Origin of the sequence: Pseudomonas sp. NPDC089428, assembly GCF_044749325.1 — a bacterium.
GTDB lineage: Bacteria > Pseudomonadota > Gammaproteobacteria > Pseudomonadales > Pseudomonadaceae > Aquipseudomonas.
In genome coordinates this window covers 152,478-170,362 of record NZ_JBIVHT010000007.1, presented here as the reverse complement: position 1 = coordinate 170,362, position 17,885 = coordinate 152,478, and the positions used below count along the sequence as shown (strand labels likewise).

Genomic DNA, 17,885 nt, shown 5'->3' with positions numbered 1-17,885 from the left:
TCTCTCGAAATCAGGAAGCGAACAGGGCGTTGAAGGCGCGGGCGCGGCGGGTGACTTCCTGCGCGCTGTCGGCACCGAACAGGCCGTGGATCACCGCCAGCAGGTCGGCACCATGGGCGATCAGCGGGGCGGCGTTGTCGAGGGTGATGCCACCGATCACGGCGATCGGCAGTTTTACCTGGGCACGGGCCTGCGCCAGCAGATCGACATTGGCAGCCGGCGCACCGGGCTTGGTGACAGAATTGAAGAAGCGGCCGAAGGCCACGTAGCTGGCGCCTTCGCTGGCCGCCTGGGTGGCCAGCTCAAGGCTGGCGTGGCAGGTGGAACCAATGATTGCCTGGCGGCCGAGCAGGGCGCGCGCCGGCGTCAGCGGGCCGTCGGTCTGGCCCAGGTGCACGCCGACGCCCAGGCGTGCGGCCAGTTCGGCGTCGTCGTTGATGATCAGCTGGGTGCCGTAGCGCTCGCACAGCTTCATCAGTGCTTCGGCTTCGCGCAGGCGGCGGGCGGCGTCGTCGCTCTTGTCGCGGTACTGCAGCAGGCACACACCGCCTTCCAGCGCGGCTTCGACGTGGGACAGGAAACGGCCGGCGAGCAGCTGGCTGTCGGTGATTGCGTACAGACCGCGTAGCTTCATTGAAAGCCTCGTATCAGGAGCAGAAATCCAGGGGCAGGCGGCGCGGGACGAACTGGCCTTTGCCCAGCTGTTCGGCATCACGCAGAGTACGCCAGGTGTAATCCAGGGCGCTTTTCACCGCGCTTTGCAGTTGCTCGCCAAGGGCCAGGCGACCGGCCAGGGCGCTGGCCAGGGTGCAGCCCGAGCCGTGGTAGCTGCCCGGCAGGCGCTGGCAGGTCCAGGTGTGGCTCTGGCCGTCGCGGCTGTACAGGCGGTTATGGATTTCGTCTTCGTCGCCGTGACCACCGGTAATCAGCAGGTGTCTACAGAACGGCAACAGTTTTTCGGCACATTCGTCGGCGGTGCCTTCAGGCAGCTCGGCCAGGATGCGTGCTTCCGGCAGGTTCGGCGTGGCGATGGTCGCCAGCGGCAGCAGGCGTTCGCGCAGGGCATAGCCGACTTCGTCCTTGCCCAGGCGGCCACCGCCACCGGCACGCAGCACCGGGTCGCAGACCAGCGGTAGGTGCGGGTGGGCACTGAGCAGTTCGGCGACGGTGTCGACCATGTCGATCGAGCCGAGCATGCCCAGCTTGACGGCGGCGACCGTGGAGTCGGCTAGCACGGCGTTGGCCTGGGCCAGGACCCACTCACGGTCGAGCACGCGGAAGTCGGAAACGTTGACGGTATCCTGCACGGTCAGGGCGGTCACGGTAGGTGCGGCGTGACAGCCTTGGGCGATCAGGGCTTCGATATCTGCCTGCAAGCCGGCGCCGCCACTTGGGTCGTGGCCGGAGAGACAGAGGACAACGGGGCGGGAGCTGTAGGTATTCATGGTCGGCGAGCTTACCACCAAACCCATTTGTGCGGATCGTCCTACAAATGAGATTTGTTGATCGGGCGGTCAGTTTTTTTCGTTTATTAGCGCTGAAAGCATTGATTTAGAGCTGTTCATTTGAAAATTAGAGTGGCCCGTCGCCAACGTTGAAAGCTATGCTAGAGTGCTCGGATAACTCGACAAACGGGCGCTGCCGGATTTCGTCGTCTCAAAAGGATTGGAGGCCATCGCGACGCGACCGGACAGGCCATGCTGGGGCTGTATGCGCTATTTGCTGATTGTGCTTCTGGGCTTGCTGCCCGTGCTGGCCGGAGCCGTCGAATTCGACGAGGCGACCCGGCATCTTCCATTGGGCAAAGTCATGCAGGTCTACGAGGACCGCGATGGCAGCGCCAGCATTGCCCAGGTCAGCGCGCCTATCTTCGCCAGCCGTTTCCGCACGCACCACCAGGACGTGCTGAACGCCGGTTACTCGACTTCGGTGTTCTGGCTCAAGGTCGACCTGCACTATCTGGCCTCTGCCAATGCGCAGCCGCGGCAGTGGTTGCTGGAGCTGGCATACCCGCCCATGGATCATATCGAGCTGTACTTGCCGGGCAGCGATGGCGAGTTCCGCCTGGCCCAGCGTACCGGCGACGCCTTACCCTACGACAGCCGCCAGATACGCCAGAACAACTACCTGTTCGAACTACCCCTGCAACCCGGGCAATCGACCACCGCCTACCTGCGCCTGCACAGCCAGGGTTCGGTACAGGCACCGCTGGCGTTGTGGTCCGCCGAAGCCTACATGGAAGACCAGCCGACCCGCCTCTATGTGCTGGGCATGATCTACGGTGTGTTGCTGGTGATGGCGGTGTACAACCTGTTCATCTACCTCAGTGTGCGGGACGTCAGTTACCTCTACTACATTCTCTACATTGCCTCGTTCGGCTTTTATCAGGTGTCGGTGAACGGGGCAGGGGTCGCCTACTTCTGGCCGGACAGCCCGTGGTGGGCCAATGCTGCCACGCCTCTGTTCATCGGCGCTGCAGGCCTGTTCGGTTGCCAGTTCGCGCGTCACTTCCTGCAGTTGGGCAAGATCAGCAGCGGCTTCGACCGGTTGCTGCAGTTGCTGATGCTCGGTGGCGTGCTGGTAATGGTGTTGTCGGTGAGCATGCGCTACGGCATCGCCTTGCGCATGGCCACGGTGCTGGCCCTGCTGTTCACGGTGAGCATCTTTGCCGCCGGGTTGTATGCCTGGATGCGTGGCCTGCGCGTGGCGCGCTGGTTCATTATTGCCTGGACGGCGTTTCTGCTCGGTGGGCTGGTCAATACCCTGATGGTGCTGGGTTACCTGCCCAACCTGTTCATCACCATGTACTCCAGCCAGCTGGGGTCGGCGCTGGAAGTGGCGTTGCTGTCGCTGGCCCTTGCCGACCGCATCAACAGCATGCGCGAACAGCAGGCGCAGACCCTGCGTGATACCGGCCAGGCGTTGGAGCAGATGAACCAGCAACTGGCCCGGAGCAATCACCTGAAGGACGAATTCCTTGCCACCGTCACCCACGAACTGCGCACGCCGATGAATGGCGTGATCGGCTCGCTCGAACTGATGCACACGCTGCCCATGAGTGCCGAGATGGCCCAGTACCACCGTACGGCGGTCGGTTCGGCCCAGGACATGATGGACATGGTTGACGACATCCTCACCTTGACCGAACTGCAGGCCGGCCGCATGCGGCCACAGGCGCTGCCGTTCAGCCTGCGGCGCATGCTGCAGGACCTGCGTGCCGGCTATGCCGGAACGGCCCTGGGCAAGGGGTTGTACCTGAGCCTGGACATCCCCGCCGAGCTGCCGGACGAGTTGCTGGGCGATGCGCACAAAGTGGCCCGTTGCCTGGGTTGCCTGGTAGACAACGGCCTGAAGTTCACCCATCAGGGCGGAGTGATGGTGCAGGTCCGCGGTCGCCGCCTTGGCCCTGACAGCCTGGCGTTGAGTTTCACCGTCAGCGACAGCGGCATCGGTTTCGATGATCTGGATCAGGCGATTCTCTACCAGCGGTTCTTCCAGGTCGACGGCTCGATGACCCGGCGCTATGGCGGGCTCGGGATTGGGTTGTCGATCTGCCGGCAGTTGGCCGAACTGCTTGATGCCAAACTGTCCCATGAGTCGACGCGGGGGTTGGGGAGCCGCTTTGAGCTGACCTTGAATGTAGCGATTGCCCAGGTGCAGATGCCACCGGGGCGGGCTGTGTCGGGCGCTACGCGGTTCTAGGGCCTGCCTTCAGGGTTTCAGCGCCTGTGACACCCTGCGCCGCCCGCGCGGCGCTCGGTCTCGCTGGCGCTGAAACTGTTGTGGCGAACCCTTGGCAGCCCTGAGCCACATGTTTAGTCATTATTGTCACTTTGACTGACCCGCAGGGAGTGCTTCACTGGGCCTTTCAGGCATGCCCGGATCCAGGAGCTACCGATGAACCTGCACCAGTACGCTGAAACCCACGAAGTCACCAACCAGCCGCCGTCACTCGACGGTGCCAACCTGTACCGCCTCGACCTGCCGCTACAGGAATGGTCGCGGCGTTTCGGGGCCGGTTGGGCCGAATCGCGGATCGACGCCTATGGTGCCCTGGCGGGTGGGCCGCTGATGGCCGCAGGCTTCCTGGCCAATGCGCACAAGCCGGAATTCAGCAGCCATGACCGCTATGGCCATCGCATCGACCTGGTCGAGTTCCACCCTGCCTATCACGAGCTCATGCGCACTGCCGTCGAGCACGGCCTGCCTTCGTTGCCCTGGGCCGAACCTCGCCCCGGAGCCCATGTGGCGCGGGCGTCGATGACGTATCTGCACAGCCAGGCCGAGGCCGGTACCGGTTGTCCGCTGACCATGACCTTCGCTGCCGTGCCCGCACTCAGGCTGCAGCCCGAGCTGGCCGAATACTGGCTGCCGAAGATCCTTGCTTGCGAGTACGATCCGCGTAATGTCGGTGACCGGCACAAGGCCGGTGTGACCCTTGGCATGGCCATGACCGAAAAACAGGGCGGCACCGACGTTCGCGCCAATACCACCCGCGCTTACCCGGTCGGCAGCCCCGGCCCGGGGCAGGCCTACGAGCTGGTCGGGCACAAGTGGTTCTGCTCGGCGCCAATGTGCGACGCGTTTCTTACCCTGGCCCAGACCGACAAGGGCCTGAGCTGCTTTCTGTTGCCGCGCCACCGTCCCGACGATAACCGCAACCAGTTCTACATCCAGCGCCTGAAGAACAAGCTGGGCAACAGCTCCAATGCCTCCAGTGAAGTCGAGTTTCGCGGTGCCTTGGCGTGGATGGTGGGCGAGGAGGGGCGTGGCGTGCCGACCATCATCGAAATGGTCGCCATGACCCGCTTCGACTGCATGGTCGGCTCCAGTGCGCTGATGCGCCAGGCGCTGACCCAGGCAGCACACCACTGCGCCCATCGCAAGGTCGGTGGTCGGGTGCTGAACGAACAGCCACTGATGCAGAATGTGCTGGCCGACCTGGCCCTGGAAAGCGAGGCCGCGCTGGCCCTCAGCTTGCGCATGGGGCAAGCCCTGGAGCAGCTCGACGATCCGCAGCAGGCGCATTTCGCACGGCTGGTCACGGCGGTGGGCAAGTACTGGATCTGCAAGCGGGCGCCGGCCATGATCAACGAGGCCGCCGAGTGCCTGGGCGGCGCCGGTTACGTCGAAGACAGCATCCTGCCGCGGCTGTACCGCGAAGCGCCGGTCAATTCGACCTGGGAAGGTTCTGGCAACGTGCAATGCCTGGACGTGCTACGCGCGTTGTCCAAGGAACCTGGCGTGCTCGATGCACTGTTCGCCGAGCTGGGCGATGGGCATGGCGACCCGCGCCTGGCCGCGCATATTGGCAACCTCAAGGGGGCGTTTGCTGATACCAGCGATATCCAGTACCGGGCACGGCAGTTGACCGAGGATATTGCCCTGGCACTGCAGGCCAAGCTGCTGCTGGAGGCGGGGAATGCCGTGGTCAGCGATGCGTTCATCGGTAGCCGGCTGGCCGCTGGTGGGCGGGTGTATGGCGCATTGCCGCGGGGCGTTGATGTCGAGGCACTGGTGGCGCGGGCGACACCGGCCTGGCCGAGTTGAATGCTACGGCTGACTATCGGGGGTGTATTTAGCAACAAAGGCAGGCAAGATGGCTGACATGCATGTCCAGACAGGAAGCCCAGTGTGAGCCAAGCTTTTGTAGTCGTTGATACCCCCGAACAGGCCGTCGACCGTCTGGCGGCCCTGCATGAACAGGCCACCGGGGCCCTGAGCCAGGCCCTCAAGCGTTATCTCAAAGACCGAACCGAGCCCGGTGCCGATGAGCGCGCCCTGTACCGCTACCCGGCTCTGCGCCTGACCTACTACAGCCACGGCGAAGTGGCCGCCACCACCCGCGCCTATGCCAAGGTCCAGGTGGCGGGCACCTACAGCGTCACCGTCACCCAGCCCGCAGCATTCCGCGGTTATCTGCTGGAGCAGCTGCGGCCGTTGATGCATGACTACACGGTGACCGTGGAAGTCGGCGTCAGCGAACAGAACATCCCGTACCCCTATGTGGTCGATCAGGGCGATGAGCTGGCCGGCAGCGGCATCACCGCCGCCGAGCTGGCGCGGGTGTTCCCTAGCACCGACCTGTCGGCGGCCACTGACAACATCGCCGATGGGCTGTATGACTGGGGCAACGCCGAAACCCTGCCGCTGGCGCTGTTCGATGCCGCCCGCGTGGATTTCTCCCTGCGTCGCCTGGTGCACTACACCGGCAGCGACTGGCGCCACGTGCAGCCGTGGATCCTGCTGACCAACTACCACCGTTATGTCGACCAGTTCATCAGCCACGGCCTCGAGCAGCTGCGTGAAGACCCGCGCTTCGTGCGCATGGTGCTGCCGGGCAACGTGGTGATCGAGAAGGGCATGGACCACGGCGAAGCTCAGGCCCTGGTGGCCAGTGTGGTCTGGCACCGCTACCAGATGCCGGCCTACCACCTGATCGCGGGTGACGGTGATGGCGTGACCCTGGTCAACATCGGCGTTGGTCCTTCCAACGCCAAGAACATCACCGACCACCTGGCGGTGCTGCGCCCGCACTGCTGGCTGATGATCGGCCACTGCGGCGGGCTGCGCCAGTCGCAGACCATCGGCGACTACGTGCTGGCCCACGCCTACATGCGCCGCGACGGCATTCTAGACCGCGTGGTGCCGCCTAACATTCCGATCCCGGCACTGGCCGAAGTGCAGCTGGCGCTGCAGGAAGCCGCAGCACAGGTAACCGGCGAGCGTGGTGAAGAACTGAAGAAGCGCCTGCGCACCGGCACTGTGCTGACCTACGACGACCGCAACTGGGAGCTGCGCTGGGCCCAGGAGCGCCCCTTGATCAACCTGTCGCGTGCCGTGGCGGTGGACATGGAAAGCGGCACCATCGCCGCCCAGGGCTATCGCCTGCGGGTGCCATACGGCACCTTGCTGTGCGTGTCCGACAAACCGTTGCACAGCGAAATCAAGCTGCCGGGTTCGGCCAACGCCTTCTACAACCGTGCGGTCAGCCAGCACTTGAAGATCGGCATTGCCGCCCTGGACCTGCTGCGCACCGAGCTCAATTCGTTGCACTCGCGTAAACTGCGCAGCTTCGATGAGCCGCCGTTCCGCTGAGGATCCATGCCACTGCCACCCCGTTCCAAGCCGCGCCGCCTCCAGGCGCGGCCTGCCGGCCCCCGTCGCCAGGCCAAGGCGCCGCCGGCCGAGCCACGCCTGATCCTGTTCAACAAGCCGTTCGATGTACTGACCCAGTTCAGCGACGGTGAGGGGCGCGCGAACCTCAAGGATTTCATCGACATCCCAGGCGTGTACCCGGCCGGGCGGCTCGACCGTGACAGTGAAGGCTTGTTGCTGCTGACCAACGATGGCGGGCTGCAGGCGCGAATCGCCGACCCGAAGCACAAGTTGCCCAAGACTTACTGGGTTCAGGTGGAAGGCGAGGCGAGCGACGAACAGATCCAGCGACTGCGCGATGGCGTGGAACTGAATGACGGGCCGACCTTGCCCGCCGAAGCGCGGCGCCTCGACGAGCCCGCCCTATGGCCACGCAATCCGCCGGTACGCTTTCGCAAGAGCGTGCCGACCTGCTGGCTGGAGCTGGTGATTCGCGAGGGGCGTAATCGCCAGGTACGGCGGATGACTGCAGCAGTGGGCTTGCCGACCTTGCGCCTGGTGCGGGTGCGGATCGGCGACTGGACGCTGGATGGGCTGGAGCAGGGTTGCTGGCGTGAAGTGGCGCCAAAGCTTTAGGACCATTCGCGGGTACTGCACTGCCTTGAAGGCTGCACTTTACCTGTGGGAGCGGGTTCACCCGCGAAGAGGCCCCAGAATTTTCAAACGCCTTCGAGAAATGCCACCACCACGCTCTTGATGATGAAAGCCAGCACGCCCAGCCCGAGCACGAAGAACAGGATCATCGTGCCAAAGCGCCCGGCCTTGGATTTTTTCGCCAGGTCCCAGACGATGAAGCCCATGAAACCGATCAGTACGGTGACGAGGACGATCATCATCCATTCTTCGAATACGGCGGGATCCATCTGTGTTCTCCAGGCAGGCTGAGCTTTCGATTATACGCGGGCGAGCGGGCGTTTAGCGCAGGTGGGTCAATGGCAGCTCGGTGCTCGCCAGTACCTGGTTGAGTACGAAGCTCGAACGCACGCTGGTCACGCCTTCGATACGGGTCAGGCTGCCTAGCAGCAGTTTTTGGTAGTGGTCCATGTCCGGCACCACTACCTTGAGCTGGTAGTCGGCATCCATACCGGTTACCAAGCTGCATTCAAGCACTTGCGGCAGGTTGCGGATGGCGGCTTCGAACGTCTCGAAGCGTTCCGGGGTGTGCCGGTCCATGCCGATCAGCACGTAGGCAGTCAGGCTCAGGCCGAGCTTCTTGCGGTCGAGCAGGGCGACCTGGCGCGAGATATAGCCGTCGTCTTCCAGTTGCTTGACCCGACGCGAGCATGGCGATGGCGACAGGCCGATGCGTTCGGCCAGCTCCTGGTTGGAGATGCGCGCGTCGCGCTGCAATTCGGCGAGGATGCTCAGGTCGTAGCGGTCAAGTTTGCTCATGGAAAAGGCCTTTTCTGTTCGAATTGCGGTGAATTATCGATCCAGGGTTAAAAATTGCGCAAGTGCTATTTATCTGAGCAATCTTCGCAATCCTCTGCCGCAGCCACTCCCGTATCGTTAACCCCAGAATCACTGCCCGGACATCAGTCCACGGCGACGCGCCCTAGGCGGGCGGTCGCGGCCAGCCATCCAACGGGATCTGCAGGCCCCCGGGCTACACAGCTTTCAGAAGACGCTGTGAGGTGAGCCGGCGCCACAAGTGCCGAGCACGGACGACAATTCTCAAAGGGAGGCCAATGGCCTCCCTTTTTTCATTGCCGCGATTTCATCTGCCCGTGGCGCCAGCGCGGTAGACTGGCGGCATGCCGTATTCTTTACCGTGAGGAACAACATGAAGTCGCGCATCTGGCAGTTGGCAGGTGTTGGTTTGCTGGGTTTGAGCATCAGTCTCGGGGCCATGGCCGAAGGGCCGGGCGAGGGGCGTGGCAACGAAGGTGGCCCCGGCCGCTCGCTCAACTCGCGTGACGAAGTGCAGCAGACCCAGCCCGCGCGGCAGGGCTATTACCAGGATATCCCCCGGCATATCGGTGACAATCGGCACTGGCAAGCCGGCGGGCCAGGGCAACGGCCCGGCGGCGACTGGCAGGGGCGCCCGGATGGCCACGGCAATGGCTGGGGCCCCGGACCGCAGTATCGCCCAGGGCACACGGTCGATCACTTCCCGGACCGCTACTGGAAGGTGCCGTATCGCGGCAATGACTACTTCTACTCCGGGGGCTACTGGTACCGCCCGCACGGTGGCAGCTACGTGGTGGTGACACCGCCCTACGGCGTGCGGGTCAACTACCTGCCGTCCTATGCGCGGGAAGTCTGGCTGGGCGGCGCACTGTTCTTCCTGGTGGCCGACACCTACTACCAGTACCTGGCCGACAGCCAGGAGTATGTCGTGGTAAACCCGCCCGCCATGGCTCCGGCACCATTGCCAGCGGCAGCCCCGGCCAGCAACAGCTACGACGTGATTGCCTACCCGATGTATGGCCAAGGGCAGGAGCAGCAGGACCAGGACCGCTACCAGTGCCACCGCTGGGCGGTGAGCCAGTCAGGCTTTGACCCGGCCACGGCGCCTTATGCGCCACCCGTGGAAGTGGCGAGCAACTACCGACGGGCACTGAGTGCCTGCTTCAGTGGCCGAGGCTACAGCGTCAACTGAATCACACCGGATCGGCATGCACCATCACGTCCGCCTGTGGATAACGCTGGCGGATGACCGCCGAGGCCCGCACGCACAAGTCGTGGGCCTCATGCAGCGGCAGCTGCCCCGGCAGCTCAAGGTGCAGTTGCACGAACCACTGGTTGCCCGACACGCGCGTGCGCAGGTCGTGCACGCCTTTCACACCGGGAATGCCCAGGACCAGTTCGGCCATCCCTTCGCCGATGTCGCCGGGCAATTCCTTGTCCATGAGAATCGCCGTGCTTTCGCGGGCAATTTGCAGCGCACTCCAGAGGATGTAGAACGCGATGCCGAGGCCGAACAGCGCATCCAGCTGCGGCCAGCCAACGCGCGCCAGCAGCAGGGCGAGCAGGATGCTGCCGTTGAGCAACAGGTCGGAGCGGTAATGCAGTGAGTCGGCGCGCACGGCCGTGGAACCGGTCAGGCGAATGACCTTGCGCTGCAATGCCAGCAAGGCGAGGGTCAGCGCCAGCGACAGCAGCATCACGGCGATGCCGATGGCCGTGTCGCCCAGCGGCTCTGGTGCTCGCAGGCGCTCGACAGCCTGTACCCCGATCAACACAGCGCTCACCCCGATGAACAGTGCCTGGGCCATGCCGGCCAGGGCCTCGGCCTTGCCGTGGCCGAAACGATGGTCGTCATCGGCCGGGCGCAGGGCGTAATGCACGGCAAGCAGGTTGAGGAACGAGGCGACGGCATCCAGTGCCGAGTCAGTCAGCCCGGCCAGCAGGCTGACCGAACCGCTCAACCACCAGGCGACAGCCTTGCTCAGGACCAGAATGCTGGCCACCGCCAGTGATGCGCGGGTAGCCAGGCGCAGCAGGCGCTGGTGTTCGGCCGGGGTAATCATGCCCAGGGTGATGTCCTTGTGAAGATCAGGCCGCAGGTACCAGGCCCAGGGCCGCCAGCTGCTCGACGCTGCCGCGGTGCTGGATCAGCCGTGGATCATCCAGCGGCAGGCGCTGGCCCAGTTCGCTTTCGAGAATGGCCTGCAGCTTGAGGTTGTCGACCTTGCCGTCCGGGCTGACGGCGTCACGCAGTTTTACCGGGTCGATTTGGGCTGTGTGCCCGCCTTTGTAGTAGATGGCGCCCGTGGCGAAGTCGATGCCGAAGGCGATCAGGCCCGGGATCACGTAGAACAGGATGCCGATGGCGTCCATCGCGGCAACCACGGGGTCGATCTTGCCGCCAATCTGGCCACGGCGCTCTGGATAGAAAATGGTACCGCAGGCCGTCAACTGGGTCAGCAGGGTGACGATCAGGGCGCCACCAATGACGCGGGATGGGATGCGCATGTAAATCTCCGAAAAGTTTTCAGCAGGGCAAGCGAAGCGCCAGCACCTGAAGCTAAGACCATGATAGAGCAGGCTGGGTTCGCCGTTATACTCGCGAGACTGTTCGAGGACCACCATGAATTCTTTACCGATCGATGCTGTCTTGCCCGCCTTGCGTCAAGCCCTGGAAAACCGTGACGAAGCCGTGCTCGAAGCACCTCCCGGTGCGGGCAAGACCACCCGCGTGCCCCTGGCGCTGCTCAACGAGCCGTGGCTGGCCGGGCAGACCATCCTTATGCTTGAGCCGCGCCGCCTGGCTGCGCGCGCGGCGGCCGAGCGCCTGGCCAGCGAACTGGGCGAAAAGGTCGGTGAAACCGTGGGCTACCGCATCCGCCTGGACAGCAAGGTCGGGCCGAACACCCGCATCGAAGTGGTCACCGAAGGCATTCTCACCCGTCGGCTGCAGGCCGATCCGGCGCTCGACGGCGTGGGGCTGCTGATCTTCGATGAATTTCATGAGCGCAGCCTGGATGCCGATCTGGCCCTGGCGCTGAGCCTCAATGGCCGCGAACTGCTGCGTGACGACCCACCGCTGAAGATACTGCTGATGTCCGCGACCTTGGAAGGCGAGCGCCTGTCGCGGCTGCTCGACGACGCGCCGGTGGTCAGCAGCGAGGGGCGTATGCACCCGGTGGATATCCGCTGGGGCCGGCCTTTCCAGCCGGGCGAGTTCATTGAGCCTCGGGTTGTGGATAACGTGCTGCTGGCGTTGGCCGAACAACCCGGCAGCGTGTTGGTGTTCCTGCCCGGGCAGGCCGAGATTCGCCGTGTGCACCAAAGCCTGCAGGACGCCTTGGGTGAGCGCCCCGATGTGCTGCTCTGCCCGCTGCACGGTGAGCTGGACCTCAATGCCCAGCGTGCGGCCATCGACCCGCCGCCCAAGGGCCTGCGCAAGGTGGTGCTGGCCACCAACATCGCTGAAACCAGCCTGACCATCGACGGCGTGCGCGTTGTCATCGATGCCGGCCTGGCGCGCGTGCCGCGCTTCGACCCCGGCAGCGGCATGACCCGCCTCGACACCCAGCGGGTTTCCCGCGCCAGTGCCACCCAGCGCGCGGGCCGTGCCGGGCGCCTGGAACCGGGGGTGTGCTACCGCCTGTGGTCCGAGGCTCAGCATGAACAACTGGCCGCACACGGCAGCGCCGAGATCCTTCAGGCCGACCTCGCTGGCCTGGCCCTGCAGTTGGCGCGCTGGGGTGTCAGCCCAGGGCAGTTGCGCTGGCTCGACCAGCCACCTGCCGCGACGTTTTCCCAGGCCCGGGACCTGCTGGGGCGGCTAGGCGCGTTCAAGCCGGGCAGCCACGACCATCTCAGCGAGCACGGCCAGATGATGGCAGAATTGCCGGCTCATCCGCGCATTGCCCATCTGTTGCTGCGGGGTCAGCAACTTGGCCTGGCCAGCATGGCTTGCGATGTCGCGGCGCTGCTCGGCGAGCGTGATATCCAGCGCGGTGGTGGGGCCGACCTGCACAGCCGGTTGGCGCTGGTCAGCGGCGAGAGCAAGGCCGGCCGGGGCGGCCAGGGTGGCGTGCAGCGGGCCCGGCAACTCGCTCGCCAATACCGTGGCCTGTTGCGCGGCAAGGTCGGCGTAGCAGTGGCCGACCCTGATCATCCCCGCTGGCTCGGCGCCTTGCTGGCGCTGGCCTATCCCGACCGGGTCGCCCAGCAGCGGCGTGAGGGCGGTGCCGAGTATCGCCTGGCTAACGGCCGTGCTGCCTTGTTTGCCGAGGTCGATGCATTGATGAAATGCCCGTGGCTGGTGATCGCCGACCTGGGCAGCCGGCAGGGCCAACGGGAAGAGCGCATCTACCTGGCAGCCGAGTTCGACCCGGCGCTGCTCGATGACGTGCTGGCCGAGCAGGTCGAGCACGTTGATCTCCTCGACTGGGACGAGCGTGAGCAGGTGTTGCGCGCCGAACGCCAGACCAAGGTCGGCGAACTGGTGCTGAGCCGCGAACCATTGCCCGGCCTGAATGATGAAGCCCGTGCCCAGGCACTGGTTGGCCTGGTGCGGCGCAAAGGCTTGAATCTGCTGAGCTGGACCCCGGAGCTGCGGCAGTGGCAGGCGCGGGTGGCACTGTTGCGTCAGCTGGATCTGCTCAAGGATGGGCAAAGCGAATGGCCCGACCTGGGTGATGAGGCCCTGTTGGCCAGCCTGGAAGACTGGCTGCAACCCTATCTGGGCAAAGTCTCGCGGCTGAGCCATTTGGCTGCCCTGGACCTTTCATCGATCTTGCGCAATCTGCTGCCCTGGCCATTGCCACAGCGCCTGGATGAATGGGCCCCGGCGCATCTGGCGGTGCCGTCCGGCTCGAACATTCGACTGGACTACAGCGAGACCCCGCCAATCCTTGCCGTACGCTTGCAAGAGCTGTTCGGCTTGGCCGAAACCCCGCGCATCGCCAATGGCCGTCAGCAGGTGAAGTTGCATCTGTTGTCACCGGCTCGGCGGCCGGTGCAGGTGACCCAGGATCTTGCCAACTTCTGGCGTACGACTTATGCCGAGGTGAAGAAGGATCTGAAGGGCAGGTACCCCAAGCACTATTGGCCGGATGATCCATTGGTGGCTGAGGCTACCGCACGGGCCAAGCCGCGCGGCACCTGAGGGACAGTGCTCAGCTATCCTGCTTGAGCAGGAAGGTGATTGTTTCGCCTTCTCTTGTGTTCAGCAGGTACTGGGTCTGGCGGTTGTAATGCGGGGTGTCCCGGATGGCTCCCGCCCGGTAGCCCTGGTGATCACGCAGGTAACAGACCAGACCGTACTCCGACAGCTCCAGCGGTTCGATCTTCCAGTAATCGGTCACTTCCGAGCGCTGGTAGAAGCCCAGGTAACCGTTCAGGCTCAAGCCCAGTTTCTTGGGGGGATTCGCATTGCCAGCGAGGCTGATGTGGTAGTGCAGTCGGTCTTCTGTCTGGGAGTCGAAAGCAAAATCCAGGCGTATGGAGCTCTGCACACCGCCTGCCATGAGCCAGTCGTCCTGAGGCGTGATACCCCAACTCCATTTATCGCGGCTGCTGCTTAGCCGCAGGGGCACCTCTTCGAGGCAGGCCATTGCATACAGTTGGCCGCTGAACGACCTGGCATAAGTGTCTTGAATTAGCGAGTCCATGTGGAGCCTCCTATTGATGGAGACTCCACCGTATGGACCGGGCGTGCCAGATGGGAGGCTGAATGGCTTCCTATACAGCCGTCGGGCGGACTGTAAATGAGCATTCCGAGGCGAACTTCAACGCTGCCTCACCGAGTATCAAGGCTAATCGTACAGCGCTTCATGCCTTCCACCTTTGCATCAGCAACTCAGGTCAAGCGCGAAGGTAGCGACTTCACCTTCCTTGACGTTCAGCGGGGCTGGCGGGTGGTCGTAACCCCAGTAGCTTGGTGCATAGTTCATGACCTTTACCTTGTTTCCACTCTGGTCGCGCAGGTGGCAAAACAGCCTGTCACGGTCCAGGTACAAGGGTTCGATCTCCCAGTAATCAGTGACTTCGGCTATCCGGTAAAAGCCGAGGTAGCCATTGCGGCTGACGCCCAACTTTTTGTCTGGTTGTCCCGAAAGGTGGATGTGATAGTGCAGGCGATCTTCGGTGTGTGAAACGTATCTGAACTCCATCCCGTTCGGTATGGTACCTGCCTTCACCACTAACCAGTCATCACCGGGGGTGAAATCCCAAGTGGATTTTTCTTTACCCTCGCTGAGGCGCACCGTGATTAAGTTATTGTTGAATTTCATCATAAGCGAAGCATGAAACGTCTTGGCATACTTATCTTGAATCACCTTGTCCATAACGCTTTCCTCGAATGGCATTGAAGGTTTGTTTACCCTAATGCCACCCTCGGGCGTGCGAGCAGAACGAAGACTTTCCCAGATGTCTCAGGCCCCGGCTTCACCTTCCAGCAGCATGAACAGGCGATACAGCACCACGGTGCTGAACAGCTGCAGGAAGCCGCTCAGGCTGTCCATGGCCAGTTCGACCCCCGGTGCGGGTTCGGGGAAAGCCATCAGCAACAGCCCGTCGATCAGCCAGATCGGTGCCAGTACTCCCAGCACGCAGATCATGATGCGCAGGAAGTGCCCGGTGGTCATGCGTGCGCTTTCGCGCATCGACTGCACCACCGGCAGGCCGCGCAACACCAGCAAGTACTCGGCGAACACCAGGTTGATCATGATCCACACGCCAGGGAAGACCAACAGGGCAAGGCCGGCCATGATCAGCAGCGAGCTGATCATGATCAGCAGGGCCAGTTGCGGCCATAGCTGCACGGCGCGAGCGAACAGGTCGCGTTTGGGGATCTCCTGGCCGTTGCTGCGGGTATCCAGGTAGAGGATCAGCGCCGCGCTGTACAGCGGGTAGAACAAGAGGCTGATCAGCATCCCGTAGGCCGCAGTGGCCTCGTCACCCAGTTGCCGGTACAGCAGCTGGGTCGTGAGGGCTTCGAGCACCACCAGTGGCAGGCATAGTGGGATGATGCTAGCCAGGTGGCGGCGGAAGAAGTACAGGGAGTCGCGCAGAACGCTCAGCGGATTCATCAGTCAACATCGCATGGCAGTAAAAACAGGGGCCTAACTTTAGCCCAGAGCAGTTACTTGCTGAAAAAAGTTTCACCTGCGCAGTGATTGAATCCGCAGCCAGTGCGCCCCATCTTTGCCGTGTCCGATGTCCTGCTAGCCCATGAGGTAGCCCAATGAACACTGATGAACAAAACCTGATCGACGGCCTGTTCGGCCGCATCAAGCAAGCCGAAGACCCGAGCCAGCCGCGTGATGTGCAGGCGCAGGCACGGATCGAGGAGCATGTCCGCCAGCAGCCGGCGGCGCCTTACTACATGGCCCAGGCGATCCTTGTTCAGGAAGCTGCGATCAAGCGCCTGGACGAGCAGAACAAGCAACTGGAGGCTGAGTTGAAGCAAGCCCGGGCCCAGCTTGAGGCGACCCGTGCCAGCAGCGGCAATGGCGGGGGAGGGTTCCTCTCCAGCATTTTCGGTGCCGGTGCGCGCAACCCGGAACCGGCGCAACCGCAGCGCCCAAGTGCGCCGGTAGCCTCGGGCGGTGGTTGGCGCGAGCCGAGTGCACCGGGCTTCTCCCAGCCGCAGCCGCAAATGCAAGCACAACCGCAAGCCGGCTTTGGCGCCGCACCGGCGCGCAGCGGTGCCAGCAGCTTCCTGGGCGGTGCGATGCAGACCGCTGCGGGCGTCGCGGGTGGTGTGTTGCTGGCGCAAGGCATCAGCAGCCTGTTCAACCACCACTCGCAGCCTGAGGAAGTGGTCGAGGTGATCAAGGAGGAGCCGGCACCGGCCAGTGACAGCAGCGGCTGGAATGACCAGGGCGGGCAGCAGCAGGTCGCCGACAACGGCGGCTGGGGCAACGACCAGGGCGGCTGGGCCGATACCGACTACGGTAACGATGGCGGTGGCTTCTTCTCGGATGACGATACGTTCGTCTGACCGGTCTGGCATACTGCTGGCAATTCCGGGGGGCGCCTTGCGCCCCTTTCGCGGGCAAGCCCGCTCCCACAGTGCAAACCTGAAGGTTGCACATACCCTGGGGAGCGGGCTTGCCCGCGAACTCTTCCAGACCATGGGGTTCCCAGGTGAAAAAGATCGCGCTGTTCGCCGATGTGCAGAACCTCTACTACACCGTGCGCCAGGCCTACGGCTGCCACTTCAACTACACCGCACTGTGGAAGGACGTCAGCCGCGAAGGTGAGATCGTCGAGGCCGTTGCCTATGCCATCGACCGTGGTGACAGCAAGCAGCAGCAGTTTCAGCAGATCCTGCGCAACCTGGGTTTTGACGTGCGCCTCAAACCGTTCATCCAGCGCAGCGACGGTTCGGCCAAAGGCGACTGGGACGTGGGCATCACCCTTGATGTGATCGATGCCGCCAGCCGGGTCGACCAGGTGGTGCTGGCCTCCGGTGACGGTGACTTCGACCTGCTGCTGGAGCGGGTGATCCAGCGCCACGGCACCGAGGCGGTGGTCTATGGCGTCCCTGGGCTGACCGCGTTGTCGCTGATTCGTGCCGCCACCCGTTATGTGCCCATCGAGGGCGCGCTGTTGCTCAAGCACTAAGGTTTTTCATGGAACGTATTGCTGTCATCGACTTTGAAACCACTGGCATCTCCCCCGGTGCCGGCTGCCGCGCCACCGAGGTGGCGGTGGTGATGCTGGAACGCGGGCGCATTGTCGAGCGCTACCAGAGCCTGATGAATGCCGGCGTGCCGGTGCCTTCCTTCGTCGCCGGGCTGACCGGCATCACCACGGCGATGCTGCGCACTGCACCGCCGGTGGACAAGGTGATGAACGACGTGGCCGAGTTCGTCGGGGACACCCCTTTGCTGGCTCACAACGCCGCCTTCGACCAGAAGTTCTGGGATTACGAACTGGGCCGCATCGGCCGCAGCCGTAGGCAGTCATTTGCCTGTTCCCTGCTGCTGTCACGGCGCCTGCTGCCAGCGGCGCCGAACCACAAGCTGGGTACCCTGACCCGTTGGGCCGGGCTACCGGATACCGGCACTGCGCACCGGGCCATGGCCGATGCCGAAATGGCCGCGAACCTGCTGCAACACCTGGCTGGTGTGCTGCGTCAGACCCACGGCGTGCAGCAGCTTTCCCACGAACTCCTGTGCCGCCTGCAGAAAACGCCTGCGGCTAAAGTCCGCGAAACCTTGGCCAGGTTCGCCTGATGCACGCAGCAAAAGTGTGCCGCTCATTTCGAGCTGTTTTGTAACTTATGTTTACGTGAGCACAGTCCTAAACTCGGTCACCCGAAA

18 protein-coding genes are annotated in these 17,885 nt (G+C 63.6%); 9 read left to right on the top strand and 9 right to left on the bottom strand.

Annotated elements, in window-relative coordinates; all coding sequences use genetic code 11:
• Positions 1-10: 10 nt before the first annotated feature.
• Together thiE and ACIPZ5_RS15530 are read right to left on the bottom strand one after the other, a co-directional pair.
• Complete coding sequence (gene thiE, locus ACIPZ5_RS15535) at positions 11-634, bottom strand: thiamine phosphate synthase (RefSeq protein WP_261941695.1); 624 nt, start codon at positions 632-634, stop codon at positions 11-13.
• 13 nt (positions 635-647) lie between these two features.
• Complete coding sequence (locus ACIPZ5_RS15530; protein WP_261941694.1) at positions 648-1,445, bottom strand: hydroxymethylpyrimidine/phosphomethylpyrimidine kinase; 798 nt, start codon at positions 1,443-1,445, stop codon at positions 648-650.
• Between the two features lie 265 nt (positions 1,446-1,710).
• Between ACIPZ5_RS15530 and ACIPZ5_RS15525 the strand changes: the two genes are divergently transcribed.
• The 4 genes from ACIPZ5_RS15525 to ACIPZ5_RS15510 all read left to right on the top strand — a co-directional run bounded on the left by ACIPZ5_RS15525 (position 1,711) and on the right by ACIPZ5_RS15510 (position 7,734).
• Entirely contained in the window at positions 1,711-3,702 is a 1,992-nt protein-coding gene (locus ACIPZ5_RS15525) for a 7TM diverse intracellular signaling domain-containing protein (RefSeq protein WP_400809526.1), read from the top strand.
• A 195-nt stretch (positions 3,703-3,897) separates the two neighbouring features.
• Positions 3,898-5,550 (top strand): acyl-CoA dehydrogenase family protein, encoded by a 1,653-nt coding sequence (locus ACIPZ5_RS15520; protein ID WP_261941692.1) that lies wholly within the window; start codon positions 3,898-3,900, stop codon positions 5,548-5,550.
• A gap of 84 nt (positions 5,551-5,634) precedes the next feature.
• Complete coding sequence (gene amn, locus ACIPZ5_RS15515; protein ID WP_261941691.1) at positions 5,635-7,098, top strand: AMP nucleosidase; 1,464 nt, start codon at positions 5,635-5,637, stop codon at positions 7,096-7,098.
• A 6-nt stretch (positions 7,099-7,104) separates the two neighbouring features.
• Positions 7,105-7,734, top strand: a complete 630-nt coding sequence (locus ACIPZ5_RS15510; protein WP_400809523.1) for a pseudouridine synthase — start codon at positions 7,105-7,107, stop codon at positions 7,732-7,734.
• Between the two features lie 83 nt (positions 7,735-7,817).
• Here ACIPZ5_RS15510 and ACIPZ5_RS15505 read toward each other — a convergent pair whose 3' ends face one another.
• Positions 7,818-8,021 (bottom strand): DUF2788 domain-containing protein, encoded by a 204-nt coding sequence (locus ACIPZ5_RS15505; protein ID WP_027917747.1) that lies wholly within the window; start codon positions 8,019-8,021, stop codon positions 7,818-7,820.
• A 52-nt stretch (positions 8,022-8,073) separates the two neighbouring features.
• Complete coding sequence (locus ACIPZ5_RS15500) at positions 8,074-8,550, bottom strand: Lrp/AsnC family transcriptional regulator (protein WP_003249795.1); 477 nt, start codon at positions 8,548-8,550, stop codon at positions 8,074-8,076.
• A 391-nt stretch (positions 8,551-8,941) separates the two neighbouring features.
• Between ACIPZ5_RS15500 and ACIPZ5_RS15495 the strand changes: the two genes are divergently transcribed.
• Positions 8,942-9,760: a DUF6515 family protein gene (locus ACIPZ5_RS15495; protein WP_343600104.1), complete on the top strand. Its 819-nt coding sequence runs from the start codon at positions 8,942-8,944 to the stop codon at positions 9,758-9,760.
• A gap of 1 nt (position 9,761) precedes the next feature.
• Here ACIPZ5_RS15495 and ACIPZ5_RS15490 read toward each other — a convergent pair whose 3' ends face one another.
• Together ACIPZ5_RS15490 and ACIPZ5_RS15485 are read right to left on the bottom strand one after the other, a co-directional pair.
• Positions 9,762-10,631 (bottom strand): cation diffusion facilitator family transporter, encoded by an 870-nt coding sequence (locus tag ACIPZ5_RS15490; protein ID WP_343600106.1) that lies wholly within the window; start codon positions 10,629-10,631, stop codon positions 9,762-9,764.
• Positions 10,632-10,656: 25 nt separating this feature from the next.
• Positions 10,657-11,076, bottom strand: a complete 420-nt coding sequence (locus ACIPZ5_RS15485; protein ID WP_261941688.1) for a polyribonucleotide nucleotidyltransferase — start codon at positions 11,074-11,076, stop codon at positions 10,657-10,659.
• A 115-nt stretch (positions 11,077-11,191) separates the two neighbouring features.
• Between ACIPZ5_RS15485 and hrpB the strand changes: the two genes are divergently transcribed.
• Positions 11,192-13,720: an ATP-dependent helicase HrpB gene (gene hrpB, locus ACIPZ5_RS15480; RefSeq protein WP_400809520.1), complete on the top strand. Its 2,529-nt coding sequence runs from the start codon at positions 11,192-11,194 to the stop codon at positions 13,718-13,720.
• Positions 13,721-13,730: 10 nt separating this feature from the next.
• Here the strand turns inward: hrpB and ACIPZ5_RS15475 are convergent, their stop codons facing one another.
• The 3 genes from ACIPZ5_RS15475 to ACIPZ5_RS15465 all read right to left on the bottom strand — a co-directional run bounded on the left by ACIPZ5_RS15475 (position 13,731) and on the right by ACIPZ5_RS15465 (position 15,644).
• Entirely contained in the window at positions 13,731-14,225 is a 495-nt protein-coding gene (locus ACIPZ5_RS15475) for a hypothetical protein (protein ID WP_400809518.1), read from the bottom strand.
• A gap of 180 nt (positions 14,226-14,405) precedes the next feature.
• Positions 14,406-14,900 (bottom strand): hypothetical protein, encoded by a 495-nt coding sequence (locus ACIPZ5_RS15470; RefSeq protein WP_400809517.1) that lies wholly within the window; start codon positions 14,898-14,900, stop codon positions 14,406-14,408.
• A gap of 87 nt (positions 14,901-14,987) precedes the next feature.
• A complete protein-coding gene (locus ACIPZ5_RS15465; RefSeq protein WP_400809514.1) occupies positions 14,988-15,644 on the bottom strand; it encodes a YciC family protein in 657 nt (218 codons plus the stop codon).
• A 155-nt stretch (positions 15,645-15,799) separates the two neighbouring features.
• On the opposite strand from ACIPZ5_RS15465, the gene ACIPZ5_RS15460 reads away from it, so the two are divergent.
• The 3 genes from ACIPZ5_RS15460 to ACIPZ5_RS15450 all read left to right on the top strand — a co-directional run bounded on the left by ACIPZ5_RS15460 (position 15,800) and on the right by ACIPZ5_RS15450 (position 17,798).
• Complete coding sequence (locus tag ACIPZ5_RS15460; protein WP_343600116.1) at positions 15,800-16,558, top strand: DUF2076 domain-containing protein; 759 nt, start codon at positions 15,800-15,802, stop codon at positions 16,556-16,558.
• Between the two features lie 146 nt (positions 16,559-16,704).
• Entirely contained in the window at positions 16,705-17,184 is a 480-nt protein-coding gene (locus tag ACIPZ5_RS15455; RefSeq protein WP_261941682.1) for an NYN domain-containing protein, read from the top strand.
• Between the two features lie 8 nt (positions 17,185-17,192).
• Positions 17,193-17,798, top strand: coding sequence for a PolC-type DNA polymerase III (locus ACIPZ5_RS15450; protein WP_400809512.1), 606 nt, complete (start codon positions 17,193-17,195; stop codon positions 17,796-17,798).
• Positions 17,799-17,885 lie beyond the last annotated feature (87 nt).

Bases quoted from the DNA above. Each gene is read 5' to 3' on its own strand.
- thiE (WP_261941695.1), bottom strand. From the start codon at position 634: ATGAAGCTACGCGGTCTGTACGCAATCACCGACAGCCAGCTGCTCGCC.
- ACIPZ5_RS15530 (WP_261941694.1), bottom strand. From the start codon at position 1,445: ATGAATACCTACAGCTCCCGCCCCGTTGTCCTCTGTCTCTCCGGCCAC.
- ACIPZ5_RS15525 (WP_400809526.1), top strand. From the start codon at position 1,711: ATGCGCTATTTGCTGATTGTGCTTCTGGGCTTGCTGCCCGTGCTGGCC.
- ACIPZ5_RS15520 (WP_261941692.1), top strand. From the start codon at position 3,898: ATGAACCTGCACCAGTACGCTGAAACCCACGAAGTCACCAACCAGCCG.
- ACIPZ5_RS15510 (WP_400809523.1), top strand. From the start codon at position 7,105: ATGCCACTGCCACCCCGTTCCAAGCCGCGCCGCCTCCAGGCGCGGCCT.
- ACIPZ5_RS15505 (WP_027917747.1), bottom strand. From the start codon at position 8,021: ATGGATCCCGCCGTATTCGAAGAATGGATGATGATCGTCCTCGTCACC.
- ACIPZ5_RS15500 (WP_003249795.1), bottom strand. From the start codon at position 8,550: ATGAGCAAACTTGACCGCTACGACCTGAGCATCCTCGCCGAATTGCAG.
- ACIPZ5_RS15495 (WP_343600104.1), top strand. From the start codon at position 8,942: ATGAAGTCGCGCATCTGGCAGTTGGCAGGTGTTGGTTTGCTGGGTTTG.
- ACIPZ5_RS15490 (WP_343600106.1), bottom strand. From the start codon at position 10,631: ATGATTACCCCGGCCGAACACCAGCGCCTGCTGCGCCTGGCTACCCGC.
- ACIPZ5_RS15485 (WP_261941688.1), bottom strand. From the start codon at position 11,076: ATGCGCATCCCATCCCGCGTCATTGGTGGCGCCCTGATCGTCACCCTG.
- hrpB (WP_400809520.1), top strand. From the start codon at position 11,192: ATGAATTCTTTACCGATCGATGCTGTCTTGCCCGCCTTGCGTCAAGCC.
- ACIPZ5_RS15475 (WP_400809518.1), bottom strand. From the start codon at position 14,225: ATGGACTCGCTAATTCAAGACACTTATGCCAGGTCGTTCAGCGGCCAA.
- ACIPZ5_RS15470 (WP_400809517.1), bottom strand. From the start codon at position 14,900: ATGGACAAGGTGATTCAAGATAAGTATGCCAAGACGTTTCATGCTTCG.
- ACIPZ5_RS15465 (WP_400809514.1), bottom strand. From the start codon at position 15,644: ATGAATCCGCTGAGCGTTCTGCGCGACTCCCTGTACTTCTTCCGCCGC.
- ACIPZ5_RS15460 (WP_343600116.1), top strand. From the start codon at position 15,800: ATGAACACTGATGAACAAAACCTGATCGACGGCCTGTTCGGCCGCATC.
- ACIPZ5_RS15450 (WP_400809512.1), top strand. From the start codon at position 17,193: ATGGAACGTATTGCTGTCATCGACTTTGAAACCACTGGCATCTCCCCC.